Raw genomic sequence first — 19813 nt, forward strand, 5'->3', positions numbered from 1 at the left:
CGCGACATGTCGCAATCAGCCGGGCATGCTTCGCACAGTCAAGCCTGAGGTTGCTCCGCGGCCCGTTGACGTTGGATGACAGGGGCACATGCGATGACCGTCGCTGCCGACGCTGATCGCGGTTCCTTCAAGCATATCGCGCTGTTCTACCGTTCCCCGCAGGAATATCTTGATTGCCTGGTGCCGTATATCGCCGACGCGGTGGCCGCCCATCTCCCGATCTTGGTGGCGGTACCTGAGCCAAATCTCTCACTGCTGCGCAATGCCCTGCCTGCAGGCGTACTGGAGTCGGCGAGCCTGTCGGATATGAGCCAGGTCGGACGCAATCCCACCCACATTCTGGGCGGCGTGCAGGGAGCTTTCGCTGCCCGACACCCGTCGGATCCGGTACGGATGGTAGGCGAGCCGGTCTGGAGCGGCCGCTCGAAGCTGGAGTATCCGGCCTGCGTGCAGCATGAGGCTCTGGTCAACGAGGCGTTCATCGGACGGGATCTCACGATTATTTGCCCTTACGACGCAACAACTCTGGGCTCCGATATTCTCGTCGACGCCGAGATCACCCACCCGAGCCTGGGCCTTTCCGGGCACCCGGTACGCGCCAGCTCCGGCTTTGCTCCCGACGCCGCGTGGGCGCGCTACAACGAGCCACTGCCCAGCAGCCCCACGGCGGCGAGCTACACCCTGCATCGACTTACCGATCTGGCCGGCGCCCGGCAGTTCTCCGCCAAGTACGCCCGCTGGTTCGGCTTCGCGGGCGCCGATATCGCAGACCTGCAGCTGATCGTCAACGAGCTGGCTTCCAACAGCCTGCAGCATGGCAGGGGCCCGTGCACCCTGCTGCTGTGGGCGGCGGACGACCAATTGATATGTCAGGTCAACGATTCCGGCCGATTGACTGACCGGTTGGCTGGCCGGCGGCCGATCATCAGCGACTACGACCACGGGTGCGGGCTTTTCGTGGTCAACGCGACAGCCGACCTGGTACGCATTCACACCGCGGCGAGTGGAACCACGGTGCAGGCGCATCTGCGGATGAGAAAGTCGGCGTGAATGGGTGCATATCGGGCAGATCGGTCGGGCGAATTCGGCCACATCGGTTGGGAATACCGGGATCCTGCGGAGTTCCTGCACCACGCGGCGGAGTACGTCGCGGACGGTCTGAACCTCGACCAGCGAGTCGCCTACGTCGGCGCGGACGATCCCGCCACGATGCGGGCAGCCTTGGCGGCGGCCGGACTCGGAACAGATGCCCGCGAGGTACATGTCAAGACCGTGCCGGAGCACTTCGTGTTCCGGGGTGACGTCGTCGACGCCGAGCGTATGACAGAGCACTATGCGGCGGCCGCGGTCGCTGCGGTCGCCGACGGCTACAGCGGCCTTCGGATCGTCATCGATGTCACGCCGGTAGTGCGCACACCCGCGCAGCGCGACGCCCAGGCGGCTCTGGAATTCCTCGGAGACCGGCGAATCTCCACCCTGCCGGTCGCGGCGATGTGCGGCTACAACGTCGCCGAACTCGGTGCGGCCGCGGCCGGTTTGTTGTGCCTGCACCCGGCGGCCGGACCGAGTTCGGTGCCGTTCCAGCTGTATGCCCAGCCCGCCGGGCGCAACGCCATCGCGCTGGCCGGCACTCTCGACGCCGCCAGCGAGCCGCTGTTCCTCACCACCCTGCAGCGGGTCCTGCCGCTGCTGTCGCGCGACACCCTCGAGATCGACGCGCGGGAATTGGAGTTCGTCGGGCACCGGCAGCTCTGCCTGCTCGACCGCCTCTGCGCCGCCCACGGCCGAACGGCCTTACTGCGCAGCGATCGAGCAGTCGTGCACCGGCTGGTCAACTTACTGGACTTCGCCAATGTCGGCATTGAGGCGACGGTGTGACGCCCTGCTGATCGACTTCTGTGAGGACGACGAGGCACGCTGCTGCCGGGGAGAGCGGTGGCGGCAGCGTGACCCCGTCAGGCCCTGCGGTGACCTCGCGCGCAGCCCAGCCTGTTTCGCTGCCACATCGGTGGCGATGCGCGCGCAGTTCCGGTCTGCGTCGAAGGCGCTCGAATGGTCGGACATCGGTGAGCAACGCACGAGTCACCGCCGGGGCGTCACGGAGGGGACCGCTGCGTGGGCCACACTCTCATGTTTCGCCGCCGCGTGGCCGACCGGTGTTGGTGGCTGGCCGGGGAGCGAGGCCGGGCGACGGGCATTTCGGTGGGAACCGCGGTCCAGTGCCCGGGTACTGCGGCGGTCAACACGCGCAGCCATTCGGCGCGCACGATGTACTCCGCCTCGTCGAGTACCTCCGCGGCCAGAGTGTCGGTGGTCATTGCGCTCACCTCCTACACCGGGTAGCAGGCCGCCGCCCGGCCCCTCGCAATCAGGCGTTGATGGCTCGCTCGCCGTGGCTGCTGGCGATCTTGATCCGCCGTGGCTTTGCCTTCTCGGCGACCGGAATGGTCAACCGCAGCACGCCGTCTTGATAGCTGGCCTGGATCTGCCCGGCGTCCAGATTGTCACCGAGGAACAGCTGGCGGCTGAACACACCGCGTGGCCGTTCCGCGGACACCATCTCGCGGCTTTGATCCAGGCCCGGACGTTCGGCATGCACCGTCAGCACATTGCGTTCGACATCGAGATCCAGGGAATCCTCTGCCACACCAGGCAGATCGAACTCGACGATGAACTGGTCGCCGTCACGCCAGGCGTCCATCGGCATGACCGCCGGTCGCGCCGCGGTGCCCAGCACCTGCTGGGTCCAGCGGTCGAGATCACGGAACGGGTCGGTACGCATCAACATCATCTCCACCTCCTCGGTCTGCGGTAGATCATCTATGTCTACCGACATAGATTTTTATATAGCACCGGTGGTAGGTTCACGCAAGAGGAGCACCAGAGATTTTCGGCGAGTGGAAGAGAAGCGCGGTGGCCGACGAGATGAATGCCCGCTCCGGGCTTGGGGTATACGGCATCTCGGTGGCAGCCGAGTTATCCGGTATCGGTCCGCAGACCTTGCGGCTCTACGAGAGCCGCGGCCTGCTCACCCCGGCGCGCACCGCGGGCGGTACGCGTCGCTACAGCGATGATGATCTTGCGCGGCTTCGACGGATCACGGAGCTGGTAGAGATCGGCATCAATGTGGCAGGTATCGGGCAGATCCTCGGCCTGGAAGCACGTAACGCCCGATTGGAGTCCGACAACACCCAGCTGAGGTCGGACAACTCCCAACTGAAAACGGACTATGCGCTGCTCGCCGCCAAACGTGCCGACCCGCCCCGAACGCGGAGACGAAAGGGGTCATGATGACCAACCCTGATGTTCCAGAGGCAGATCTCGCCGAACAGCGTATCCCCGCCGACGCGAGCGACGACGACGGACTGGATCCCGCCCTTCTGGAGAACGCCGACGACACAGATGCCAACCCGGCCGACCTGATCGATCAGGCCATCAGCGTTCCACTGCCCGACGACGACTACGACGCCGACCGATGAGCCAACCGCCCGGTATTTATTCGGTTTTGACACCATCCGCGTCGGTACGACGGTGTGACGTTTTCCGGCGCCGATGGCTGGTGTCGCACAGTGGATAGTTGCGGCTGCGCCCACAGGTGCAGATAGCCACCATGAAGCGGTCGGATTCGACGACGCCCTCGGGCGTCTCGATCCGGACCGGACCGGCGATCAGGACTGGGCCGTTGCGGACCGGCTGTACCACTCTTCTCTCCGGCGTCGTCATGGCTTGTCCGCCCGGATCACCACCAGTTGTTCCATGCGGCAGCCGTGCGACACCCGGCCGGTGGATTCCAGCCAGCCGGCACGCGCCGAGAGCACCGGACCGAACGGAATGTTCTTGACCGCGGCAATCTCGGCTGACAGTCCCGACGCCCGCAACTGCCCCAGTGAGTGCGCGACGTCGGCGAGGGCGGACTGCACCAGCAGCAGGGAACCGCCGCGGCGCAACAGCGTCGCCGCCGACCAGCAGAGCGGATCCAACACGACCCGCCCGTCAACACCACCGTTCCACGACCGCTCCGGACCGCCCGCCGACGGAATGGGCCCGCCGTCCCGCGGCGAAGGCACATAGGGCGGGTTGGCCACCACCAGATCGAAGGGGGGGCAGCGCAACGCGTCACTCCACGGCCCCCGCCGCACCGCTACGCCCACGCCGGCGGCACGCGCGTTGTCCCGGGCACACCGCACCGCGCGCGAGCAGATGTCGAACGCGGTGACACTGTCCGCGCCCAGCTCCGCCGCCGCGATGGCCGCTACCCCACTGCCGGTGCACAGGTCCAGCACCCTGGCCCGGAGGGCCAACCCTGTGCTTACCATGGTCTCGATGAGAAGATGCGAATCCTCTTGCGGCACATAGACCCCGCCTAAGTTCGGCGGCCGACGACGCAGGGCGCCGGGCACCCCCAAAGTGGTCATCGGCGATTACCCGCCGTTCTTGCTGCGGATGTCGCGCACCGACTGCTTAGCCGATTCGGTGAACTCGTGCATCTTCTGCTTTGCACCCTTGGTGACCACGCTTACTCGGTCCGGGTCCTTGATGATCGCTTTAGCGGTGTTCTTGGCGATCATCTTTTCGATATGTGGCGGCACCGGCGGGATGTCGGGGTCCACCACGACTTCCAGCACCACCGGCCCGGGCGCAGAGAGCGCTTGGTCCCAGGCCTGTCCGATGGTGTCCGGGCTGTCACACCGAATTCCGGTCAGCCCGAGAAGTTTGGCGAATTCAGCGTAGGGCACGTCCGGGATCATCTGCGAGTCTTCGAACTTGGGCTCACCGCCCATGGCCCGCTGCTCCCAGGTCACCTGGTTGAGGTCCTGGTTGTTGAATACACAGAAGATCAGCGGCCCGTCAGACAGCCGGTCCAGGTAGCGCTTCACGGTGATCATCTCGGCCATGCCGTTCATCTGGAAGACACCATCGCCGACGACGGCGATCACCGGCCGGTCCGGGTGAGCGAGCTTGGCGCTGATCGCATACGGCGTGCCGGGGCCCATGGTCGCGAGGTTTCCAGCAAGTGAGGCCGCCATGCCGCGCCGCAGCCGCAGATGCCGCGCCCACCAGTTGGCGACCGAGCCCGCGTCGGTGGTGACGACGGCGTTGTCAGGCAGGCGCTTGGAGAGCTCGTGGACCACCAGTTCGGGATTGAGCGGACTGGCCTTGTCGTGCGCCCGGTCGTCGAGAACCCGCCACCAGGTCTCCACTTCGCTTTCGATCTTGTGCCGCCAGGACCGATCCTTCTTGCGGTTCAGCAATGGGATCAGTTCGGACAGGGTGTCTTTCGAGTCGCCGATCAGGTTGGCCTGTACCGGGTAGCGCACCCCGATCATCCGGCCGTCGTGGTTGATCTCCACCCCGCGGGCCTGCCCTTCCTTGGGCAGCCACTCGGCGTAGGGAAAACTGGTCCCGATCATGAGCAAGGTGTCGGCACCCGACATCATTGCCTCGCTGGCCGTGGAGCCCAGCAGGCCAATCGGCCCGGTCACATACGGCAGTTCATCGGGTAGTGCGGCGCGTCCCAATGACGTCTTGGCGACACCGGCGCCGAGCAGATCGGCGGCCTCCACCACTTCGTCGGCGGCATCGGCGGCTCCCGCACCCACCAGGATCGCCACCTTCTCACCCTCATTGAGGATCTCGGCGGCTTTGCGCAGCTCGTTCTGCGGCGGGATCATTCGCGGTTTGGTCCACCCGACACTGCTGAAGACGGCCCCATGCTGGCGCGGCGGCGAAGGGACCGCCTCCTCCTCGGCAACGTCCTCGGGAAGGATGATGGTTGCCACGGTTCGATTGGTCAGCGCCACCTTGCAGGCCCGGTCCACCAGGTGGCGTGCCTGGACCGGCGCCATGCAGGTCTGGACGAAGTCCGAAGAGACGTCCTTGTACAACGAGTTGGGGTCGATCTCCTGTTGGAAGGCCGCGCCCAGCGACATCCGCTTCTGCTGACCGATGATCGCGACCACCGGCTGGTGGTCAAGCTTGGCGTCGTAGAGCCCGTTGAGCAGATGGATCGCCCCGCCGCCGGACGTGGCCAGACAGCAACCGATCTCCCCGGTGAATTTGGCGTGGCCGGTGGCCATGAACGCCGCCATCTCTTCGTGGCGCGGCTGGATGAGTTCCGGGTCTCCACCGGCCCGGTCCAGGGCGCCGACCATCGACAGAATGCCATCGCCGGGGTAGCCGAAGATCCGGTGCACCCCCCATTGACGGAGCCTATCGAGGATGAAGTCCGCGGTTTTCGGCATTGGTTGCTCCCTTCAACACGCACACGGTTACCCGCCACCGGCTTTGTCAAACGGCGGGGTGCACCCGTGGTGCGCTCCCTCCGGTCACCGCGTTGCGGGCTATCCGCAGGTCATCGACGAATGCTTCGTATGCCTGGGCACGCTGGTCACTGCGGTCCCGCAACACCGCCGAGGGATGAACGGTGGCCAGGACCCGCGGCCGGCCGTTGGACCCCGCCAGGCCAGGCAGGCACAGCAGCTCCCCGCGCCCGGTGGAGATGCGAAACGACGCACCCAGCAGTGACTGCGCGGCCGTGGCGCCCAGACAGATCACCACTTCTGGCCGCACCGAGTCGATCTCGGCGATCAACCACGGCCGGCACGCCACCACCTCGGTGCGGCCCGGCTTCTGGTGGATCCGGCGTTTGCCCTCGCGCCGGGTGAACTTGAAATGCTTGACCGCGTTGGTCACATACGCCAACGACGGATCAATGCGTGCGTCGCGCATCGCACGGTCCAACAACCGCCCGGCCGGGCCGACGAACGGGTGGCCCTCGAGATCCTCGTGATCGCCGGGCTGTTCACCGACCAGCATCAGCCGCGCGCCCCGCCGTCCTTCGCCGAACACCGTCTGCGTCGCGTCGCGGTACAGCGTGCAGCCACGGCACTGAGCAGCCGCCTCGCGCAGTGCGCTAAGCGTTCGCCGCTCTGGCAGGTACCGCTGCGCCCCAGGCTCTTTGGTCGCTGCCACTACGCCGATTCCGTCAGCTCGGGCGACGTCGCCCTGACCTCCGGGCGAATCAGTACCGGGGTGCGGAACTCCACCCCCGACAACACGCAATTCAGGGACGTCATGAGTCAGACATACCCGTCGTGGCCGTGGTCAACCGTGGCTAGCGGTGGGCCGTTGGGCAGCCCGAGCGAAACTGGGCCCGATCCGAAGATCGGGCCCAGCTCAAACGCGGCGTCAGGCCTTGCTGGTCCAGATCAGCACGTCCTGGACACCGTCGTTGTAGACGACTCCGTCCGGCGGCGGGCCGGTGACATCGAAGTAGATCTTTCCGTTGGCGGCAGCACCCTGAGTGATCGGCCCGGGATTGATACCGCCCGGCGTGGGCACCGTGTTGATCACCCGGTACGTGTCGCTGTTGGCCGCTCTGGCGTTGAAGTCGGTGACCACCGGGGTCACCGTGCCGCGGTCCGCACGAGCGGTCACGTCAGCCTGATACAGCTTGCCGTGGGGCTGGTAGCCCGGAATGGTGACCTGGGCCGGGCCCAGGTTGCTGACCGTGTAGGACGTAGCCATTGCCCCGTCGTTGAGCTGTTCGGGCGTGCCGAACGGTTGGATCGCCGGCTCGGCCATGGCGGTGGTCGCGGAGAAAACACTCAGCGCCGCGATTCCGGCCGCGCCGGCGGCCGTCTTGGCCGCAGTCGTGGAGAGCTTCACTTCTGACTCCTTCCATCGAGTCGATACTTCGCGGCGGTCCACTTTGCTGGAACACACCTGTCACGGCGCGTACCCGGCACGGCCGAGCAGGAAACACTGGGGCAGTTGCGCAGCGTCGGGAAATTGTGGATAGTTACGTCGCTCGGGCGTTCAGCAGGCAGCGCCGGTCTGGATTGTCCGTGCACACATTCCTGCGATTCCAGGCCGCGGTTTGCCCCGCCGGCCGTTGGAATCAGCTCATACTGTTGGGGTACGAGAAGGCGGGTATGCGGTGGTCGGGGATGTAAACGCGTCATTTGTGACGCCGGCGGACGACGCAACCGAGGTCCAGAGTGATCTCGACCGGGTAGTCGGGCATGGCGAGCCGCAGCGGGTTGGCCGGTTCCGGTACTGGCTCGGCGAGCAGCGCTGGGAGTGGTCGGACACGGTGGCCCGCATGCACGGCTACGAGCCGGGCACGGTGACACCCAGCACCGAGCTGCTGCTGCAGCACAAGCATCCCGAGGACCGCGCCCAGGTCGCCGAGGTGCTGGAGCGGGTCGTCGAGGGCGAGCCCTTCAGCAGCCGGCACCGCATCATCGACACCAGCGGGCAAGAGCACTGGGTGATTGTGGTCGGCGATCGCATGCTCGACGATGCGGGCACGGTGACCGGTACGGCCGGGTTCTACGTTGACGTCACCGATGTGTTGCAGGCCGACGTCAGCGCCGTAGTTTCCGAGGTCGCCGAGGCGCGTGCGGTGATCGAGCAGGCCAAGGGTGTACTGATGGTCGCCTACGGCATCTCTGCGGAACGGGCGTTCGACATCCTGGTTTGGCGTTCCCAGGAGACCAACGTCAAGGTGCGCGACCTGGCGGCCCGCTTCCTGGCTGCTTTCACCGGCAAGCTGCCGCCCGGGGTGCTTTCCGATCTGGACCACACCCTGTTGACTGTGAGCTGAAATTGCGGCGGCACGACAGGTGAACTTGTCGCCACAGGCGGGTAATTAGCCCCTTAGTGGTGTACGAGTTCAATGACGGACTGCAGACCGGGAGCGGCCATGACTAGGGCGCCAGGTCAACTCACCGTGTCGGCAACTGATGTGGGCGGGCTCTGCCTGCTGACCGCCGTCGGCACGCTGGACGGCAGCAACTACCTCCAACTGCGCGACAGCGTGATCAAGGCAGCGCTCGACGAACCGCCGGCGGTGCTGGTTGACGTCGGCGGACTGTACGTCCCGGCGCTCTCGGCATGGTCTGTGTTCACCAGCGCGCGTTGGCATGTGAGGGTCTGGCCCGATATCCCAATCTTGTTGGTCTGCGACCGACTCGAAACAATGGCACGGCTCGCCGAAACCGGCGTGACGCGCTACGTCCCGGCACACCCGGACCTTGAGACTGCGTTGGGTTCCCTGCCACGCCTCAAACGCACCCGCCGCAGGGTCAGCGCAGAATTGCCACGCCGCTTGAGCAGCTTGCGCCGCTCCCGTGACTTCGTCGCGGAGTGGCTGTCCAGCTGGTCGCAGGATCAGTTGATACCGACAGCCAAGGTGATCATGGACGTACTGGTGGAAAACGTCCTACGCCATACCGACAGCTCACCCACAGTCCTGCTGGAAAGCGCAGGCTCCACGGTCACCATCGCGGTCCAAGACGCCGACGCCGCGCCGGCTGTGCTCCACGAAGGCCCCGACGGCTTGCCTGCCCGCGCGTCGGGCTTGGCGGTAGTCGGTGCGGTGTGTCGCGCGTGGGGCACTACCCCCACCCCTCGCGGCAAGACCGTCTGGGCGGTGATCAGGCCGGAAAGCCGTCTCTAGCGCATGAGTTCACGGCACCCGGCCGACGCGTCTCACCAATTGCAGGGCGACCCCGGTCAGCGGGGTGTTGGAGTTCTGCGACAGCCGCTTGAGCAGCTCAAAGGCTTGCACCGCGTCGATGTCGAACCGCTCCATCAGCACGCCTTGGCTTGGCCGATTATGTCGCGGGAGGCGAGCGCACTGCGGAACTGCTCGTCGCGACGAACCATGTGCCAGGCCAGCGCGGCGTGAGTGGCCAGGATCAAACCCAGTTCCACTGCGTCGTCGTCGAAGGCGCTGGCGGTTTGGGCGTAGAAGTTCAGGGCGCCGGTGGTGCCATCGCCGGTGAATATTTCGAATGCCAGAACGGAACGGATCGGCGTCGTGGCTGCGACCTCCCGGCAGTACAACGGCCAGCGCTCCTCGCCGCAGACATCGTCCAGGCGAACGACGTGATGCTTCCACGCCGCGGCCAGACAGGGCCCCTCGCCAAGTCGACGCTGAATGTCATCCAGCGCAACCGGGTATCGATCTGTCGCGGTGAGTGTCTGCACCTCACCGCTCGACGTCGTGACCGTGACACCGGCATGCTGGGCGCAGGACATATGCCCGAGAAGATTGGCGCCCAGTTCGTCTAGCGCACCATCAGCGTCGGAACGAGTCCTCTGATTCAGCGTGTGCACCAGATCCGCCACGTCGCGCATCATGTCGTTGCGGCTCGTCACCGCCATGTCTTCGCTCCGCCCAGGTCCCCCGCTAGATGCACCCATGTTCCTCCGATCATCCAGCCGCAGCAACTACTTCAACGTCCCAGTCAACGATCTCTGCGGGAACCAAAGGTTTGTCAAATAACGCTCAGGCGTTACACGGGGGCCAGTCCATCACCCGGCCCCCGACGCCCGGGCAGCGATACGTCCCGGCGCCGCCGCGGGCAAGAGCCGGTCGTACACCCGCAGGGTGTCAGTGGCGACCCGGTCCCAGGAGTACCTCGAACGTGCCCGCTCTCGGCCGGCCTTGCCGAAGCCGGACGCGGCTCGACGATTCCGCAGGACGGCGTTGATGGCATTCGCACAGGCACGCGGGTCCTTCGGCGGTATCAGCAGTCCCGTCACGTCGTGGACGACGGTGTCGAGGATGCCGCCCACCGCCGACGCCACCACCGGCACCCCACACGCCATCGCTTCCAGCGGCACCATGCCGAACGGTTCGTACCAGGGCGTACATGCAACGACATCGGCAGACCGCAGCAACGCCGGCATATCGGCGTGGTCGATGGAGCCGTACAGCGATACCCGTTCCGCCACACCGAGATCGGCAGCCAGCTTGAGCAGCCGAGAGGCTTCTGGAACGGTGTCGAGTTCGGCCCGCCGCGGTCCGCCGACGATCACCAGCTCAGCGCTGGGCACCGTGGTCAATGCCTCTATCACGGTGTCGAATCCCTTTCGGGGAACGAACCGGCCGACCGCAACGATGCGCCGCCGGCCGGAGTGAGCGGCGACCGGACCGTGCGGGGTAAACCGCTCCACGTCGACGCCGCACGGCACCACCGAGATTCGCAATCGGTCGCGACCTAGCCGCAGCAACTCGAAAACCTCATCACTGCAGCCGGCCGTCATCCACGTCGCCTCATGCGCGACGCGGGCCTCCAGCCGCAGCCTTTCGGCGGGACTGGTGTCTCGATGCCCCTGGTGTCGTTGCTTGACCACGCCCAACGCATGAAAAGTCTGGACCGTGGGCACCCGTCGGCGTTTGGCGGCCAGCTGTGCGGCGATCCCTGACATCCAGAAATGTGCGTGGGCGATGTCGGGCCGCTCGCGGTCCCACTGCGCGTCCAGGTAGCGCCCGAAGGCGACCATGTACTGCAAGAGCTCATCTTTGGGTACCTGGCGCGGCGGTCCCACGGGTACATGGACCACCGTGTAGCCCTGATCGGTGCGCACCCGTTCCGGTAGGTCGGGGTTATCCCGACGGGTGTAGACGTCGACATCGTGGCCGCGGTGGGCCAACGCCGCGGACAGCTCAGCCACGTGGACGTGCTGGCCGCCGACTTCGGCTCCGCTCTGCACGACGAGTGGACTGGCATGTTCAGAAATCATTGCGATTTTCACAGCGATTCTCCCCCGCTGCTCCCAGCGCTGCACTGCGCCTCGATGACCTGGTCCCACTGGCGCAGGAATCGGTCGAGGCCGAAGTGCTCGGTGGCGTAGTTGCGGGCCGCCTTACCTACCACCTCGGCCAGGTAGCGGTCGGCGACCAGCCCACCCAGCGCATCCCGCAAGGTGTCGACGTCCGCGCTGACGACGCCCGCCTCCGGTGGTACCACCATCGGTGCCATCGTGGCGGCCACCGCCACCACCGGCATGCCCAGGAACATGGCTTCCAACAGCGACATGCCCAGCGATGTCCAGCGGGCGGTGTGCAGGTAGACCCGGCGGTGCGCCAGTTCCTTCAGCAGTTGGTCGGTGCGCACGTCGCCGTGGCCGACCACACCTGCGCACCGATGTGGCGGATCGTTGAGGTTCTGGGTGCCGATCCCCCAGACGTCGACCGGCACCGATCGCCCCAACGAGCCCAGCAGGTCGGCGCCGACGGTGCGCCACCGGCGCAGCGGTTCGTTGATCAGGGCGCCGGCGGCCGCGATGTCCCCGGTGTACAGATGGCCGGGGTCGGCGATCCCGTGGTCGATCACCATGGTCGGCGCTCGGCCGTTGTCCCACATCAGCTGGTTGAACGCGGTGACGTGGATCAGCGGGATGTCACCGCGGTCCGCGATCGGGTGCAGGCTCTCCACCACGAACGGCCGCGGGGGGTTGTGCTCGACGTACACCGCGGGAACATCGATCCCGGGCCGGCGGCCCAGCAGGCGTGCAGCCAGCTCCAATTCATGTGGCCGCTGCAGCACCACCAGGTCGATCTCTTGGTCACGCAATTCGGTCAGCGGCACTTCGCGCGCCCGCGGCCAGTCCCGGCCGCCCAAACCACGTCCATCGGGATCACGCGGAGAGTTCACCGGAATGAGGTAGCGGTGTTCGCCGGCGACGAAGGAGTCCATCCACGAACCGTGCACATGCCAGGCAAGCAGCGAACGCGGGGTGGTCTGCGGAAATGCCATAATCGGTTGTTACCCGCGACACCGGCGCCTAAACGTGGAAAAAGTCCCCGAACCGGTTTGCTGCAAGGGGATTCAACTGCGACGCTAAAACTACCGTTACCGAATCGTTGCAGAGCCGCGAGGATCGGCGTAGGTTCGATAGCAGGTTGAGTTCACAGCCACCCGGAAGACGCGTCACCCACGCTAGCCAGGGAGGCCCACTCCCTGCATCTCATCCGTGAAGGTGTAACTCGCATCGACGCGATCCACAGTACGAGTTTCGACTGATGGAGTAGTTCAATGCCCGCTTTGAAAGCCGCCGGATCGGTGTTCCCGGCTACCCGAATACACTCACTTCCCCCATCCGATACCTGGGCCAGCCGCACCGCTCGTTCCGTCACCCGCTGGGGACGCTCCGGAGCGGTGATCAGCGTGGGTGGGGAACTCGATGCCGCCAACGCCGGCCAACTGGCCGACTACGTGCAACGCTGCGCGAGCTACTGCGAGTGGTTGGTTCTCGACCTCAATGACCTGGAATTCATTGGTACCGCTGGCTTTTCGGCGCTAAAGACCATCGCCGACCGGTGCGCTGAAACCCTGGTCTACTGCACGACGGTGCCCGGCGTCGCGGTGTCACGCCTGCTGCGAATCTGCGACCCGGGCAACGCTTTCCCGACGACGGCGTCGGTGGCCGACGCGCTGGCCGGCGTGCAGGGGTTTCGGCACGTCCACTAGCCCTCACATCCCCCGGCGAGCTCGCGTGCCCGTGCTTCGCTCTCCACCGCCGGCCCCGACCCGGGTAGCCGCCTTCCAGCGACCTCGGGGGTGAAGACCAGCGCGAGCGCACCGATGGCCCCGGCTACGACCAAAAGGTAGGCCGGGGCGATCGGATTGCCGGTGCTGGAGACCAGTGTCTCGGCTATCAGCGGTGTGGTACCTCCGAACGCCGAGACCGACAGGTTGAACCCGATCGCCAGCGCCCCGTAACGCACCGGGGTGGGAAACAACGCGGGCAGGGTCGCCGGCAATGTCGCATCGAAGCACAACAGCATCAGCCCGATCAACAGAACTCCGGCGAATGCCGTCGGATAGTTGCGGGCGGCGCTGATCAGACTGAACGCCGGAATCGAAAAAGCCAGCAACATAGCGCATCCCGTCCACAGCACCGGTTTGACCCCGATGCGATCGGACAACCGAGCAACCAGAACCACGGTTGCCATCAACGCCAACAGCGTCAGCACGATCACCAGAAGCCCGGCGGTGTGTGGAATCTGCGCGGTCGTCTGGAGGTAAGTAGGCAGATAACCGGTGAGCAGATAGTCGGTGACGTTGTAGGTCAGCACCAGTGCGATACACAACAGCAGGGGCTGCCACTGTCTGGCGGTACGCCGCAGTTGCCGCACGGCGGAGTCGTCGGAACTCTCCTGCTGGCGGCCTGCCTGTTCATAAGCCGGCGATTCCTCCAGCCGCAACCGCAGGTAGAGGGCGGCCAGCCCCAGCGGAGCACTGAGCAACAACGGAATTCGCCACCCCCAACTGAGCATTGCCTCGTCAGTCAACCGACTCTGCAGTACCGTGACCAACACACCGGCGGCGACGTAACCGGCCTGCGAACTGAGCGGCAGAAATCCGGCCATCATGCCGCGCTTGTTGTCCGGGGCCTGTTCGCCGACGTAGACCATCGCGCCGACGTATTCACCGCCGGCGGAGAAGCCCTGCACCATTCGCGTCGCGACGAGCAGGATGGGTGCTGCGACACCGATAGCGCTGTAGCTCGGAAGCAGCCCGGTGACGGTGGTGCCGAGCGTCATCAGCAGCAGGGTGGTGACCAGCACCCGCTTCCGCCCGATCCGGTCACCGAGTGGGCCGAAGACCAATCCGCCGATCGGGCGCGCCGCGAACGCCGCGGCCAGGGTGCCGAAGGCGCCGATCAGGCTGCTGGTGCCAGAACCCGGGTAGAACACCCGCGCGATGGTGGTGACCAGGTAGCCGTAGACCCCAAAGTCATACCACTCCATGAAGTTGCCGATAGCGGTACCTCGGATGGAGCGGCGGACCTGGTCAGCATCGGTGACCCGGATCTGCTCGCGCCGCCAACCTCGGCGCCGATGTCTGCGACCGCCCAGTGGGCTATCCCACCCGGCCCTGGAGCTGGCGGGCGGCAAAGTCGGCCCCCTGTTGGACCATCGTCGCGTCGTCGCCGGCGTAGCTGTCGTGCGCCGCGAAGTTCATTCCGTCGGAGCACACCGCATCCTCGACGGCACACACCTGCAGGGTCTTGGCCTGGTACAGGGGCCCGATCGCGATCGTGGGCTCTTTGAGGAAGTTCATCGCCCGTTCGTTGGGCATGGCGAACAACACGACCGCGGCGACGTGGTCGGCGACGTCGGGGTCCAGCGGCTTGGGCACGGTCGCCGGATCGACACCGTCGGGCACTTGGGCCGACGTGACGAAACCCATCACCGCCGCGCCCTGGGAGTAACCGCCCAGCACCATCTTGGTTCTGGGACAGGTGGTCGCCCGGGAGACGACGTGAGCACCCGCGTCCCGAATGCCGTCGACGCCGGTGTCCCAGTGGTCGTTGGCCGGGTAATTGACCGCGTAAACGGCTGGGCTTGTTCCCAAGCGAGCGTTCACCGCATTGAGGAACGCTTGACCGGTCGGCCCCACTCCCGGCGGCTCACCGGTTCCCCGCGCGAAGACCACCTCGGTGTCAGGACACGGCGCAGCCCTAGCCGTGGGAGCGCCGGAGGCCAGAAGCATCGCGGTACCGGCGACCGATACCGCGATTGTCAGCGGGCCAATGGAATCGAGGATGGTACGCGCGGACATGTCGGTGTAGGTGCCCACCGCGCCCTCGGCTCAAACCGCCTGCGCGGAAATTTTTGTCGCGGCAGTGCTTCGACGAACACTCTGGACAACGGTGCCCCACTTTGTTAAGACAAGTAGGTCAGATATCTGTCTTCAGACTGCAGGGCAGCCATCCGCGGATTCTCGCAAATACCGATGGGTGGATCCAAAGCCTTCGGGACCTGTGTCGATCTCTCCCCTCTCGCACACCCGGCCGACGGGCCTTGGCGCTCGGGTCTGCGCGAAAGGGGAGAACGATGTGGAACAACGCAACGCACCGGCCGCGCCGGGTCAGCGCGGTCGCGGCGGCGGCAACGTTGCTGCCGGCATTGATCGGCCTGGGCGCATCGGCCCCGCCCGCCGGCGCCGCCGGGCCCGAATTCCTGTCTGTGCCGTCGCCGAGCATGGGCCACAACATCACCGTTGAATTCCAAGGCGGCGGCGCGCCGGCTGTCTACCTATTGGACGGGTTGCGCGCTCGCGACGATCGCAGCGGCTGGGACATCGAGACGCCGGCGTTCAGCGAGTACGCCGGTTCCGGGATTTCGGTGGTGGCGCCGGTCGGCGGACGTTCCAGCTTCTACACCGACTGGTACGGCTCGGCCAACGGGCAGACCTACAAATGGGAGACGTTCCTCACCAGTGAACTACCGAACTTCCTGGCCGGGAAGGGCGTGCGCTCCACCCGCAACGCGGTGGTGGGCGTCTCCATGTCCGGGTCGTCGGCGCTGACCCTGGCCGCCTATCATCCGCAGCAATTTGCTTATGCCGCATCACTTTCGGCGTTGCTGACGCCGTCCAGCGGTAACGGGCCAACGCTCATCGGGATGGCGATGAACGATGAGGGCGGGTTCAACCCCCAAGACATGTGGGGTCCCTCGGGCAGTGCGGGCTGGCAGCGCAACGACCCGACAGTCCAAGCCGGGCGCCTGGCGGGCAACGGCACCCGGCTGTGGATCTACAGCGGCAACGGCAGCCCATCGGAGATCGGCGAGGGAAGCCTGCCCGGCCAGGTGATCGAGCAGATCGTCATGCAGAGCAACGTCGCCTTCCGCGACGCCTACACCGGTGCGGGCGGCCACAACGCGACATTCAACATCGACAGCAACGGGGTGCACAGCTGGGGCTACTGGAACGCCCAACTGGTGGCCATGAGGCCGGACATGCAGGGCACGCTGGGCGCCGGAGGGCGCGTCTGACGCGGGCACCCAGCGGTGAAGACCAGCGACGGCGATCAGTACCAGTAGCGCCTGCCGGCTACCGGCCGGCCCACCGTCCCCAACAGCCAGAACACCGCACCGACGACGAGCAGGACGATCCCGATCGCCCACAGCACGTAGACGTTGAACACCAGGCCCAGGATCAGCAGCAGCAAACCGAGGCCGATCATGAGTCATACCCCAGGATCGCGTCCCTTGCCCGGTCCATCATCGAGGCAAAAGGCCCGACCAACGCATTGGCCAGTGCACCCTCCACCCCGGCGTGCGGCCTGGTTGGGGCGATCGCCTCGGCGAGCCTTACCGCCCGTTCCAAGCGCTGTAGCTCATCGTCGCTGAGTTCGGCCCGCAAACCCGAGAATTCCTCGCGTTCCTCATGTTCGGCGTGATCGACCACGTCGTCCCGCAGCTCCCTCAACTTCTCGGTGAAGAACTCCGAATCGACGTCGACGTCCTCCAGATGAGCAAGCACCGTCTTGGCTTGCTTCTCCTCTTCCAGCCGCGCGCCGATCACCTCCCCGCCGTGGTCGAGTTCGCGTGCGGCCCGAGGATGCACGATCTCCTCTTCGGCCGTTTCGTGCACCGCCAGCAGCCGGCGAAGCCGGACGAACGACTCGTCGCGCTCCGCTCCGGCGGCCAGCAACGTCTCGTCGAACAGCGCCTTGATGCGCTGGTGCTGCTCGGTGAGGAAATCGACTACGTCGGTCCGGTTGTGCAAAGTCGTCTGTGCCATGGCTATGGGCTACCCCGACGCAGTTGGGGCAAAACCCGCGCGCCCGCCCTAGGCCACCACTCGGATGTGCTCAAGTGACGAGTCGGCGGCGTCGGGCAACGCCATCCCGGCGGCCAGCCCGGACCGAAGATAGTCAATGACGGCGGTGTCGAGGCGCTCGCCGGGCACCACTGCCGGCACGCCCGGCGGATACGGCGTGAGCTGCTCTGCTGCGATTCGTCCGGCGGCGCTCGACGCGGCGATCATCTCGGTAGCGCCGAAGAACGCGTCTCGGGGCAACTGCACGGTCTCCAGCTGCAATTCCTGCGGGGAAGGCAATCGGATCTCAGGCGGTCGCTGGAAGGACGTTGCGGCGTCGCGCCACCCGCGCAGCGCCTCCAGCAGCCGGTCAGCCGTTCGGTGGTCATCGGCGAAGGACATGGTAATCAGGATGCGCCGGTGATCGGCCAATCCCACATCGAGGCAGCGCTGTTCGCGTAGCCAGTCTCTGGCCTGGTAGCCCGACGTCCCGGTTGCCGACACGTCGACCAGCACCTGCAGCCGGTCCAGATCGTGGGAGGCCTCCGCACCGAACAGCGCATGCTCGAGCACTTCGACTCCCGCAATCTGATCGATGCGCCCGCGCACATCGTGCGCCAATTTGATTGCGGAGTCCAGTAGTTCATGCCCGTGGTGCACCATCTGGCGACGCCAGCCGTCCAGTGCCGCGTAGATCGGCACGCTGGGGCTGGTGGTCATCAACAGATCGGCGCATGCTGTCAGTCGTTCTCGATCGATGAGATCGCCCTGGATGTGGTAGACCGAGCCCTGTTCGAAGCCCGCTCCCATCTTGTGCACGCTCACCACACAGACATCGGCGCCGGCGTCCATCGCCCAGGTCGGCAGGTCTTCGTGGAAGGGCAGGTGCGCACCCCAGGCCTCATCGACGATCAGCGGCTTGCCCCGTTCGTGACAGATCTCGGCGATGGCGGCCAGGTCCGCGCAAGTCCCGTACGGAGACGGGCTGACCACCAGTGCACCCGCGGCGTCGGGATTCTCCTCCCACGCACCGGCAACCCGTTCCGGTGAGGGCGGGTGGCACAGATGCCGTTCGGCGTCCCAGCGTGGAGTGATCCAGCGTGGCTCGATACCGGAGAAGATCAAGCCCCCCACCACCGATTTGTGGCTGTCGCGCGGTAGCAGCAACCCGCCGCCGGCTCCGCCGGCCACCGCCATCATCGCGGCGCGAACGGAAAGCGAACTGCCACAGGTGGAGAAGAATGCCCTCGAGGCACCGACAGCGTCAGCCATCAACTGCTCGGCGTCGGCCAGGATCTCCCCACGTGCTGCCCAGTCATCCAAACCGCCCCGGGCGAGCACATCGGCGCCGAACAGATCAGCCCCCAGCACGTCGAGCACCGACTTGTCGGCGCCACGGCCGCGGCGGTGTCCGGGCGGACTGAACCCGTACCGGTCCTTGCGGTGGTAGTCGGCCAGGGCTTCCAGCACAGGTGCTCGACGCTGATCCATGGATCAACCGCCTGTCCTTCAGCGCCGGAAGGCGATCACCAGCGCCAACAGATCGAGCCCCAGCAGCCCCCACCCGGCCATCGGCACCAGGAACCCACGACGGCGCCCCGCTGTGAAGAAGGAGGCCAGGATGGTCAGTGCGGCAATGGCCGGCGCGCCGTAATACAGCAGCCCGAACACCACTCCGCTGGGCCCGAGGTCTGGGCACTCGGCCGTGCTGCAGGCTGCGGTGCTCATCACCGCGCCCGTTGCGACCACCATCACCAGGGCGGCCCCAGCGGCGGTGAGCAGAGCAGCGGCCCAGTTGACCCAGAGTCGGGCGCGGCGGTTGTCGGACTCGACCGGTATGGGCATCGGCTCTGCCATCACAACCTCGCCCCGCGCGCCGCGAACTCCTCCACCAGCGCATCGCAGAAGGCCGGCAGGTCGTCGGGTTTGCGGCTCGACAACAGGATCGACGGGCCACAGTCGCAGCGCACCAACTCCTCGTCGACCCAATCGCCGCCCGCGTTGATGATGTCGGTACGCAAGCTCGGCCACGACGTAATCCGCCTTCCGGCAATGACTCCGGCTTCCACCAGCGTCCACGGGCCATGGCAGATGACAGCGACCGGCTTGCCGACGTCGAAGAACTCCCGCACGAACGACACCGCGCGTTCGTCGGTGCGCAACTGGTCGGGGTTGGCCACCCCGCCGGGCAGGACCAGCGCATCGAAGTCATCCGCCGAGGCATCCTTGACTTGCCGGTCCACGTCGAATTTGTCGGCACGGTCCAGATGGTTGAAGGCCTGAACCGGGCCATCGACTGTGGACACCAGCGTCGGATGCGCACCGGCCTCGGCGACCGCGCGCCACGGTTCGGTCAGCTCGACCTGTTCGACACCCTCTTTCGCCACCAGAAATGCGACCCGTCGTCCTTCCAGCGATCCGGGCATGACCTCTCCTTTCCAGTCCTAATCCGGCCTTTGCAG

26 protein-coding genes are annotated in these 19813 nt (G+C 66.1%); 8 read left to right on the forward strand and 18 right to left on the reverse strand.

Translation table 11 applies throughout. The features are described from left to right. The first annotated feature begins 93 nt into the window (after positions 1-93). Both ACKY0W_RS16125 and ACKY0W_RS16130 read left to right on the forward strand, forming a co-directional pair. On the forward strand, positions 94-1050 hold the full coding sequence (locus ACKY0W_RS16125; RefSeq protein WP_409434878.1) for an anti-sigma factor RsbA family regulatory protein: 957 nt from the start codon (positions 94-96) through the stop codon (positions 1048-1050). After that, complete coding sequence (locus ACKY0W_RS16130) at positions 1051-1878, forward strand: MEDS domain-containing protein (protein WP_409434879.1); 828 nt, start codon at positions 1051-1053, stop codon at positions 1876-1878. It abuts the gene before it with no gap. 218 nt (positions 1879-2096) lie between these two features. Here ACKY0W_RS16130 and ACKY0W_RS16135 read toward each other — a convergent pair whose 3' ends face one another. Both ACKY0W_RS16135 and ACKY0W_RS16140 read right to left on the reverse strand, forming a co-directional pair. After that, positions 2097-2318, reverse strand: coding sequence for a hypothetical protein (locus ACKY0W_RS16135; protein ID WP_409434880.1), 222 nt, complete (start codon positions 2316-2318; stop codon positions 2097-2099). Between the two features lie 50 nt (positions 2319-2368). Beyond that, the gene (locus tag ACKY0W_RS16140; RefSeq protein WP_308484012.1) at positions 2369-2791 is read right to left on the reverse strand and encodes an Hsp20/alpha crystallin family protein; all 423 of its coding nucleotides are present in this window, start codon (positions 2789-2791) and stop codon (positions 2369-2371) included. Positions 2792-2925: 134 nt separating this feature from the next. Between ACKY0W_RS16140 and ACKY0W_RS16145 the strand changes: the two genes are divergently transcribed. Then, positions 2926-3291 (forward strand): MerR family transcriptional regulator, encoded by a 366-nt coding sequence (locus ACKY0W_RS16145; RefSeq protein ID WP_409437820.1) that lies wholly within the window; start codon positions 2926-2928, stop codon positions 3289-3291. After that, entirely contained in the window at positions 3291-3479 is a 189-nt protein-coding gene (locus ACKY0W_RS16150) for a hypothetical protein (RefSeq protein WP_409434881.1), read from the forward strand. Before ACKY0W_RS16145 ends, ACKY0W_RS16150 begins: the two co-directional genes overlap by 1 nt. Positions 3480-3495: 16 nt before the next feature. Here the strand turns inward: ACKY0W_RS16150 and ACKY0W_RS16155 are convergent, their stop codons facing one another. From ACKY0W_RS16155 to ACKY0W_RS16175, 5 genes are all read right to left on the reverse strand, one after another. Beyond that, a complete protein-coding gene (locus tag ACKY0W_RS16155; RefSeq protein WP_409434882.1) occupies positions 3496-3723 on the reverse strand; it encodes a CDGSH iron-sulfur domain-containing protein in 228 nt (75 codons plus the stop codon). Continuing rightward, positions 3720-4415: a HemK2/MTQ2 family protein methyltransferase gene (locus ACKY0W_RS16160; RefSeq protein WP_409434883.1), complete on the reverse strand. Its 696-nt coding sequence runs from the start codon at positions 4413-4415 to the stop codon at positions 3720-3722. The genes ACKY0W_RS16155 and ACKY0W_RS16160 overlap by 4 nt, the downstream gene beginning before the upstream one ends. 6 nt (positions 4416-4421) lie before the next feature. Further along, positions 4422-6242, reverse strand: coding sequence for a thiamine pyrophosphate-requiring protein (locus tag ACKY0W_RS16165; RefSeq protein WP_409434884.1), 1821 nt, complete (start codon positions 6240-6242; stop codon positions 4422-4424). A 46-nt stretch (positions 6243-6288) separates the two neighbouring features. Beyond that, positions 6289-6972 carry a UdgX family uracil-DNA binding protein gene (locus ACKY0W_RS16170; RefSeq protein WP_409434885.1) on the reverse strand — a complete coding sequence of 228 codons (684 nt, stop codon included), beginning with the start codon at positions 6970-6972 and terminating at the stop codon, positions 6289-6291. 216 nt (positions 6973-7188) lie between these two features. Beyond that, complete coding sequence (locus ACKY0W_RS16175) at positions 7189-7668, reverse strand: MPT63 family protein (RefSeq protein ID WP_409434886.1); 480 nt, start codon at positions 7666-7668, stop codon at positions 7189-7191. A gap of 271 nt (positions 7669-7939) precedes the next feature. Here ACKY0W_RS16175 and ACKY0W_RS16180 point away from each other — a divergent pair, with 271 nt between their 5' ends. Then, positions 7940-8608: a PAS and ANTAR domain-containing protein gene (locus ACKY0W_RS16180; RefSeq protein ID WP_409434887.1), complete on the forward strand. Its 669-nt coding sequence runs from the start codon at positions 7940-7942 to the stop codon at positions 8606-8608. A gap of 126 nt (positions 8609-8734) precedes the next feature. Continuing rightward, positions 8735-9463 carry a sulfate transporter gene (locus ACKY0W_RS16185; protein ID WP_409434888.1) on the forward strand — a complete coding sequence of 243 codons (729 nt, stop codon included), beginning with the start codon at positions 8735-8737 and terminating at the stop codon, positions 9461-9463. 9 nt (positions 9464-9472) lie between these two features. On the opposite strand, the gene ACKY0W_RS16190 is transcribed toward ACKY0W_RS16185, so the two are convergent. From ACKY0W_RS16190 to ACKY0W_RS16205, 4 genes are all read right to left on the reverse strand, one after another. Beyond that, entirely contained in the window at positions 9473-9598 is a 126-nt protein-coding gene (locus ACKY0W_RS16190; RefSeq protein WP_409434889.1) for an ANTAR domain-containing protein, read from the reverse strand. Next, positions 9598-10173, reverse strand: a complete 576-nt coding sequence (locus tag ACKY0W_RS16195; RefSeq protein ID WP_409434890.1) for a GAF domain-containing protein — start codon at positions 10171-10173, stop codon at positions 9598-9600. Before ACKY0W_RS16195 ends, ACKY0W_RS16190 begins: the two co-directional genes overlap by 1 nt. A gap of 150 nt (positions 10174-10323) precedes the next feature. Next, a complete protein-coding gene (locus ACKY0W_RS16200; protein WP_409434891.1) occupies positions 10324-11550 on the reverse strand; it encodes a glycosyltransferase in 1227 nt (408 codons plus the stop codon). After that, the gene (locus ACKY0W_RS16205) at positions 11547-12554 is read right to left on the reverse strand and encodes a glycosyltransferase (RefSeq protein ID WP_409434892.1); all 1008 of its coding nucleotides are present in this window, start codon (positions 12552-12554) and stop codon (positions 11547-11549) included. Before ACKY0W_RS16205 ends, ACKY0W_RS16200 begins: the two co-directional genes overlap by 4 nt. A 411-nt stretch (positions 12555-12965) precedes the next feature. Here ACKY0W_RS16205 and ACKY0W_RS16210 point away from each other — a divergent pair, with 411 nt between their 5' ends. Beyond that, positions 12966-13268: an STAS domain-containing protein gene (locus ACKY0W_RS16210; RefSeq protein WP_409434893.1), complete on the forward strand. Its 303-nt coding sequence runs from the start codon at positions 12966-12968 to the stop codon at positions 13266-13268. On the opposite strand, the gene ACKY0W_RS16215 is transcribed toward ACKY0W_RS16210, so the two are convergent. Both ACKY0W_RS16215 and ACKY0W_RS16220 read right to left on the reverse strand, forming a co-directional pair. Further along, a complete protein-coding gene (locus tag ACKY0W_RS16215) occupies positions 13265-14551 on the reverse strand; it encodes an MFS transporter (protein ID WP_409434894.1) in 1287 nt (428 codons plus the stop codon). The two genes, ACKY0W_RS16210 and ACKY0W_RS16215, sit on opposite strands and share 4 nt — an antisense overlap. Before the next feature lie 112 nt (positions 14552-14663). Further along, positions 14664-15365, reverse strand: a complete 702-nt coding sequence (locus ACKY0W_RS16220; protein ID WP_409434895.1) for a cutinase family protein — start codon at positions 15363-15365, stop codon at positions 14664-14666. A gap of 275 nt (positions 15366-15640) precedes the next feature. Here ACKY0W_RS16220 and ACKY0W_RS16225 point away from each other — a divergent pair, with 275 nt between their 5' ends. Continuing rightward, entirely contained in the window at positions 15641-16582 is a 942-nt protein-coding gene (locus ACKY0W_RS16225) for an esterase family protein (protein ID WP_409434896.1), read from the forward strand. Positions 16583-16617: 35 nt separating this feature from the next. Here ACKY0W_RS16225 and ACKY0W_RS16230 read toward each other — a convergent pair whose 3' ends face one another. From ACKY0W_RS16230 to ACKY0W_RS16250, 5 genes are read right to left on the reverse strand one after another with little or no spacing between them, the layout of a single operon-like run. After that, positions 16618-16773, reverse strand: coding sequence for a hypothetical protein (locus tag ACKY0W_RS16230; RefSeq protein WP_409434897.1), 156 nt, complete (start codon positions 16771-16773; stop codon positions 16618-16620). Continuing rightward, complete coding sequence (locus ACKY0W_RS16235; protein ID WP_409434898.1) at positions 16770-17333, reverse strand: hemerythrin domain-containing protein; 564 nt, start codon at positions 17331-17333, stop codon at positions 16770-16772. Before ACKY0W_RS16235 ends, ACKY0W_RS16230 begins: the two co-directional genes overlap by 4 nt. 48 nt (positions 17334-17381) lie before the next feature. Further along, positions 17382-18842, reverse strand: coding sequence for an aminotransferase class I/II-fold pyridoxal phosphate-dependent enzyme (locus tag ACKY0W_RS16240; protein WP_409434899.1), 1461 nt, complete (start codon positions 18840-18842; stop codon positions 17382-17384). An 18-nt stretch (positions 18843-18860) separates the two neighbouring features. After that, positions 18861-19208, reverse strand: a complete 348-nt coding sequence (locus ACKY0W_RS16245) for a hypothetical protein (protein ID WP_409434900.1) — start codon at positions 19206-19208, stop codon at positions 18861-18863. Next, positions 19208-19777, reverse strand: coding sequence for a type 1 glutamine amidotransferase domain-containing protein (locus ACKY0W_RS16250; protein WP_409434901.1), 570 nt, complete (start codon positions 19775-19777; stop codon positions 19208-19210). Before ACKY0W_RS16250 ends, ACKY0W_RS16245 begins: the two co-directional genes overlap by 1 nt. Positions 19778-19813 lie beyond the last annotated feature (36 nt).

The sequence above is a fragment of the Mycobacterium sp. SMC-14 genome, assembly GCF_046250075.1.
GTDB lineage: Bacteria > Actinomycetota > Actinomycetes > Mycobacteriales > Mycobacteriaceae > Mycobacterium.

Excerpts from the sequence above, each read along its gene's own strand:
- ACKY0W_RS16190 (WP_409434889.1), bottom strand. The coding sequence starts at position 9,598 with ATGGAGCGGTTCGACATCGACGCGGTGCAAGCCTTTGAGCTGCTCAAG.
- ACKY0W_RS16235 (WP_409434898.1), bottom strand. The coding sequence starts at position 17,333 with ATGGCACAGACGACTTTGCACAACCGGACCGACGTAGTCGATTTCCTC.
- ACKY0W_RS16205 (WP_409434892.1), bottom strand. The coding sequence starts at position 12,554 with ATGGCATTTCCGCAGACCACCCCGCGTTCGCTGCTTGCCTGGCATGTG.
- ACKY0W_RS16125 (WP_409434878.1), top strand. The coding sequence starts at position 94 with ATGACCGTCGCTGCCGACGCTGATCGCGGTTCCTTCAAGCATATCGCG.
- ACKY0W_RS16225 (WP_409434896.1), top strand. The coding sequence starts at position 15,641 with ATGTGGAACAACGCAACGCACCGGCCGCGCCGGGTCAGCGCGGTCGCG.
- ACKY0W_RS16230 (WP_409434897.1), bottom strand. The coding sequence starts at position 16,773 with ATGATCGGCCTCGGTTTGCTGCTGCTGATCCTGGGCCTGGTGTTCAAC.
- ACKY0W_RS16155 (WP_409434882.1), bottom strand. The coding sequence starts at position 3,723 with ATGACGACGCCGGAGAGAAGAGTGGTACAGCCGGTCCGCAACGGCCCA.
- ACKY0W_RS16130 (WP_409434879.1), top strand. The coding sequence starts at position 1,051 with ATGGGTGCATATCGGGCAGATCGGTCGGGCGAATTCGGCCACATCGGT.
- ACKY0W_RS16245 (WP_409434900.1), bottom strand. The coding sequence starts at position 19,208 with ATGGCAGAGCCGATGCCCATACCGGTCGAGTCCGACAACCGCCGCGCC.
- ACKY0W_RS16150 (WP_409434881.1), top strand. The coding sequence starts at position 3,291 with ATGACCAACCCTGATGTTCCAGAGGCAGATCTCGCCGAACAGCGTATC.
- ACKY0W_RS16240 (WP_409434899.1), bottom strand. The coding sequence starts at position 18,842 with ATGGATCAGCGTCGAGCACCTGTGCTGGAAGCCCTGGCCGACTACCAC.
- ACKY0W_RS16160 (WP_409434883.1), bottom strand. The coding sequence starts at position 4,415 with ATGACCACTTTGGGGGTGCCCGGCGCCCTGCGTCGTCGGCCGCCGAAC.
- ACKY0W_RS16165 (WP_409434884.1), bottom strand. The coding sequence starts at position 6,242 with ATGCCGAAAACCGCGGACTTCATCCTCGATAGGCTCCGTCAATGGGGG.
- ACKY0W_RS16195 (WP_409434890.1), bottom strand. The coding sequence starts at position 10,173 with ATGGCGGTGACGAGCCGCAACGACATGATGCGCGACGTGGCGGATCTG.
- ACKY0W_RS16220 (WP_409434895.1), bottom strand. The coding sequence starts at position 15,365 with ATGTCCGCGCGTACCATCCTCGATTCCATTGGCCCGCTGACAATCGCG.
- ACKY0W_RS16250 (WP_409434901.1), bottom strand. The coding sequence starts at position 19,777 with ATGCCCGGATCGCTGGAAGGACGACGGGTCGCATTTCTGGTGGCGAAA.
- ACKY0W_RS16140 (WP_308484012.1), bottom strand. The coding sequence starts at position 2,791 with ATGATGTTGATGCGTACCGACCCGTTCCGTGATCTCGACCGCTGGACC.
- ACKY0W_RS16145 (WP_409437820.1), top strand. The coding sequence starts at position 2,926 with ATGAATGCCCGCTCCGGGCTTGGGGTATACGGCATCTCGGTGGCAGCC.
- ACKY0W_RS16135 (WP_409434880.1), bottom strand. The coding sequence starts at position 2,318 with ATGACCACCGACACTCTGGCCGCGGAGGTACTCGACGAGGCGGAGTAC.
- ACKY0W_RS16215 (WP_409434894.1), bottom strand. The coding sequence starts at position 14,551 with ATGGAGTGGTATGACTTTGGGGTCTACGGCTACCTGGTCACCACCATC.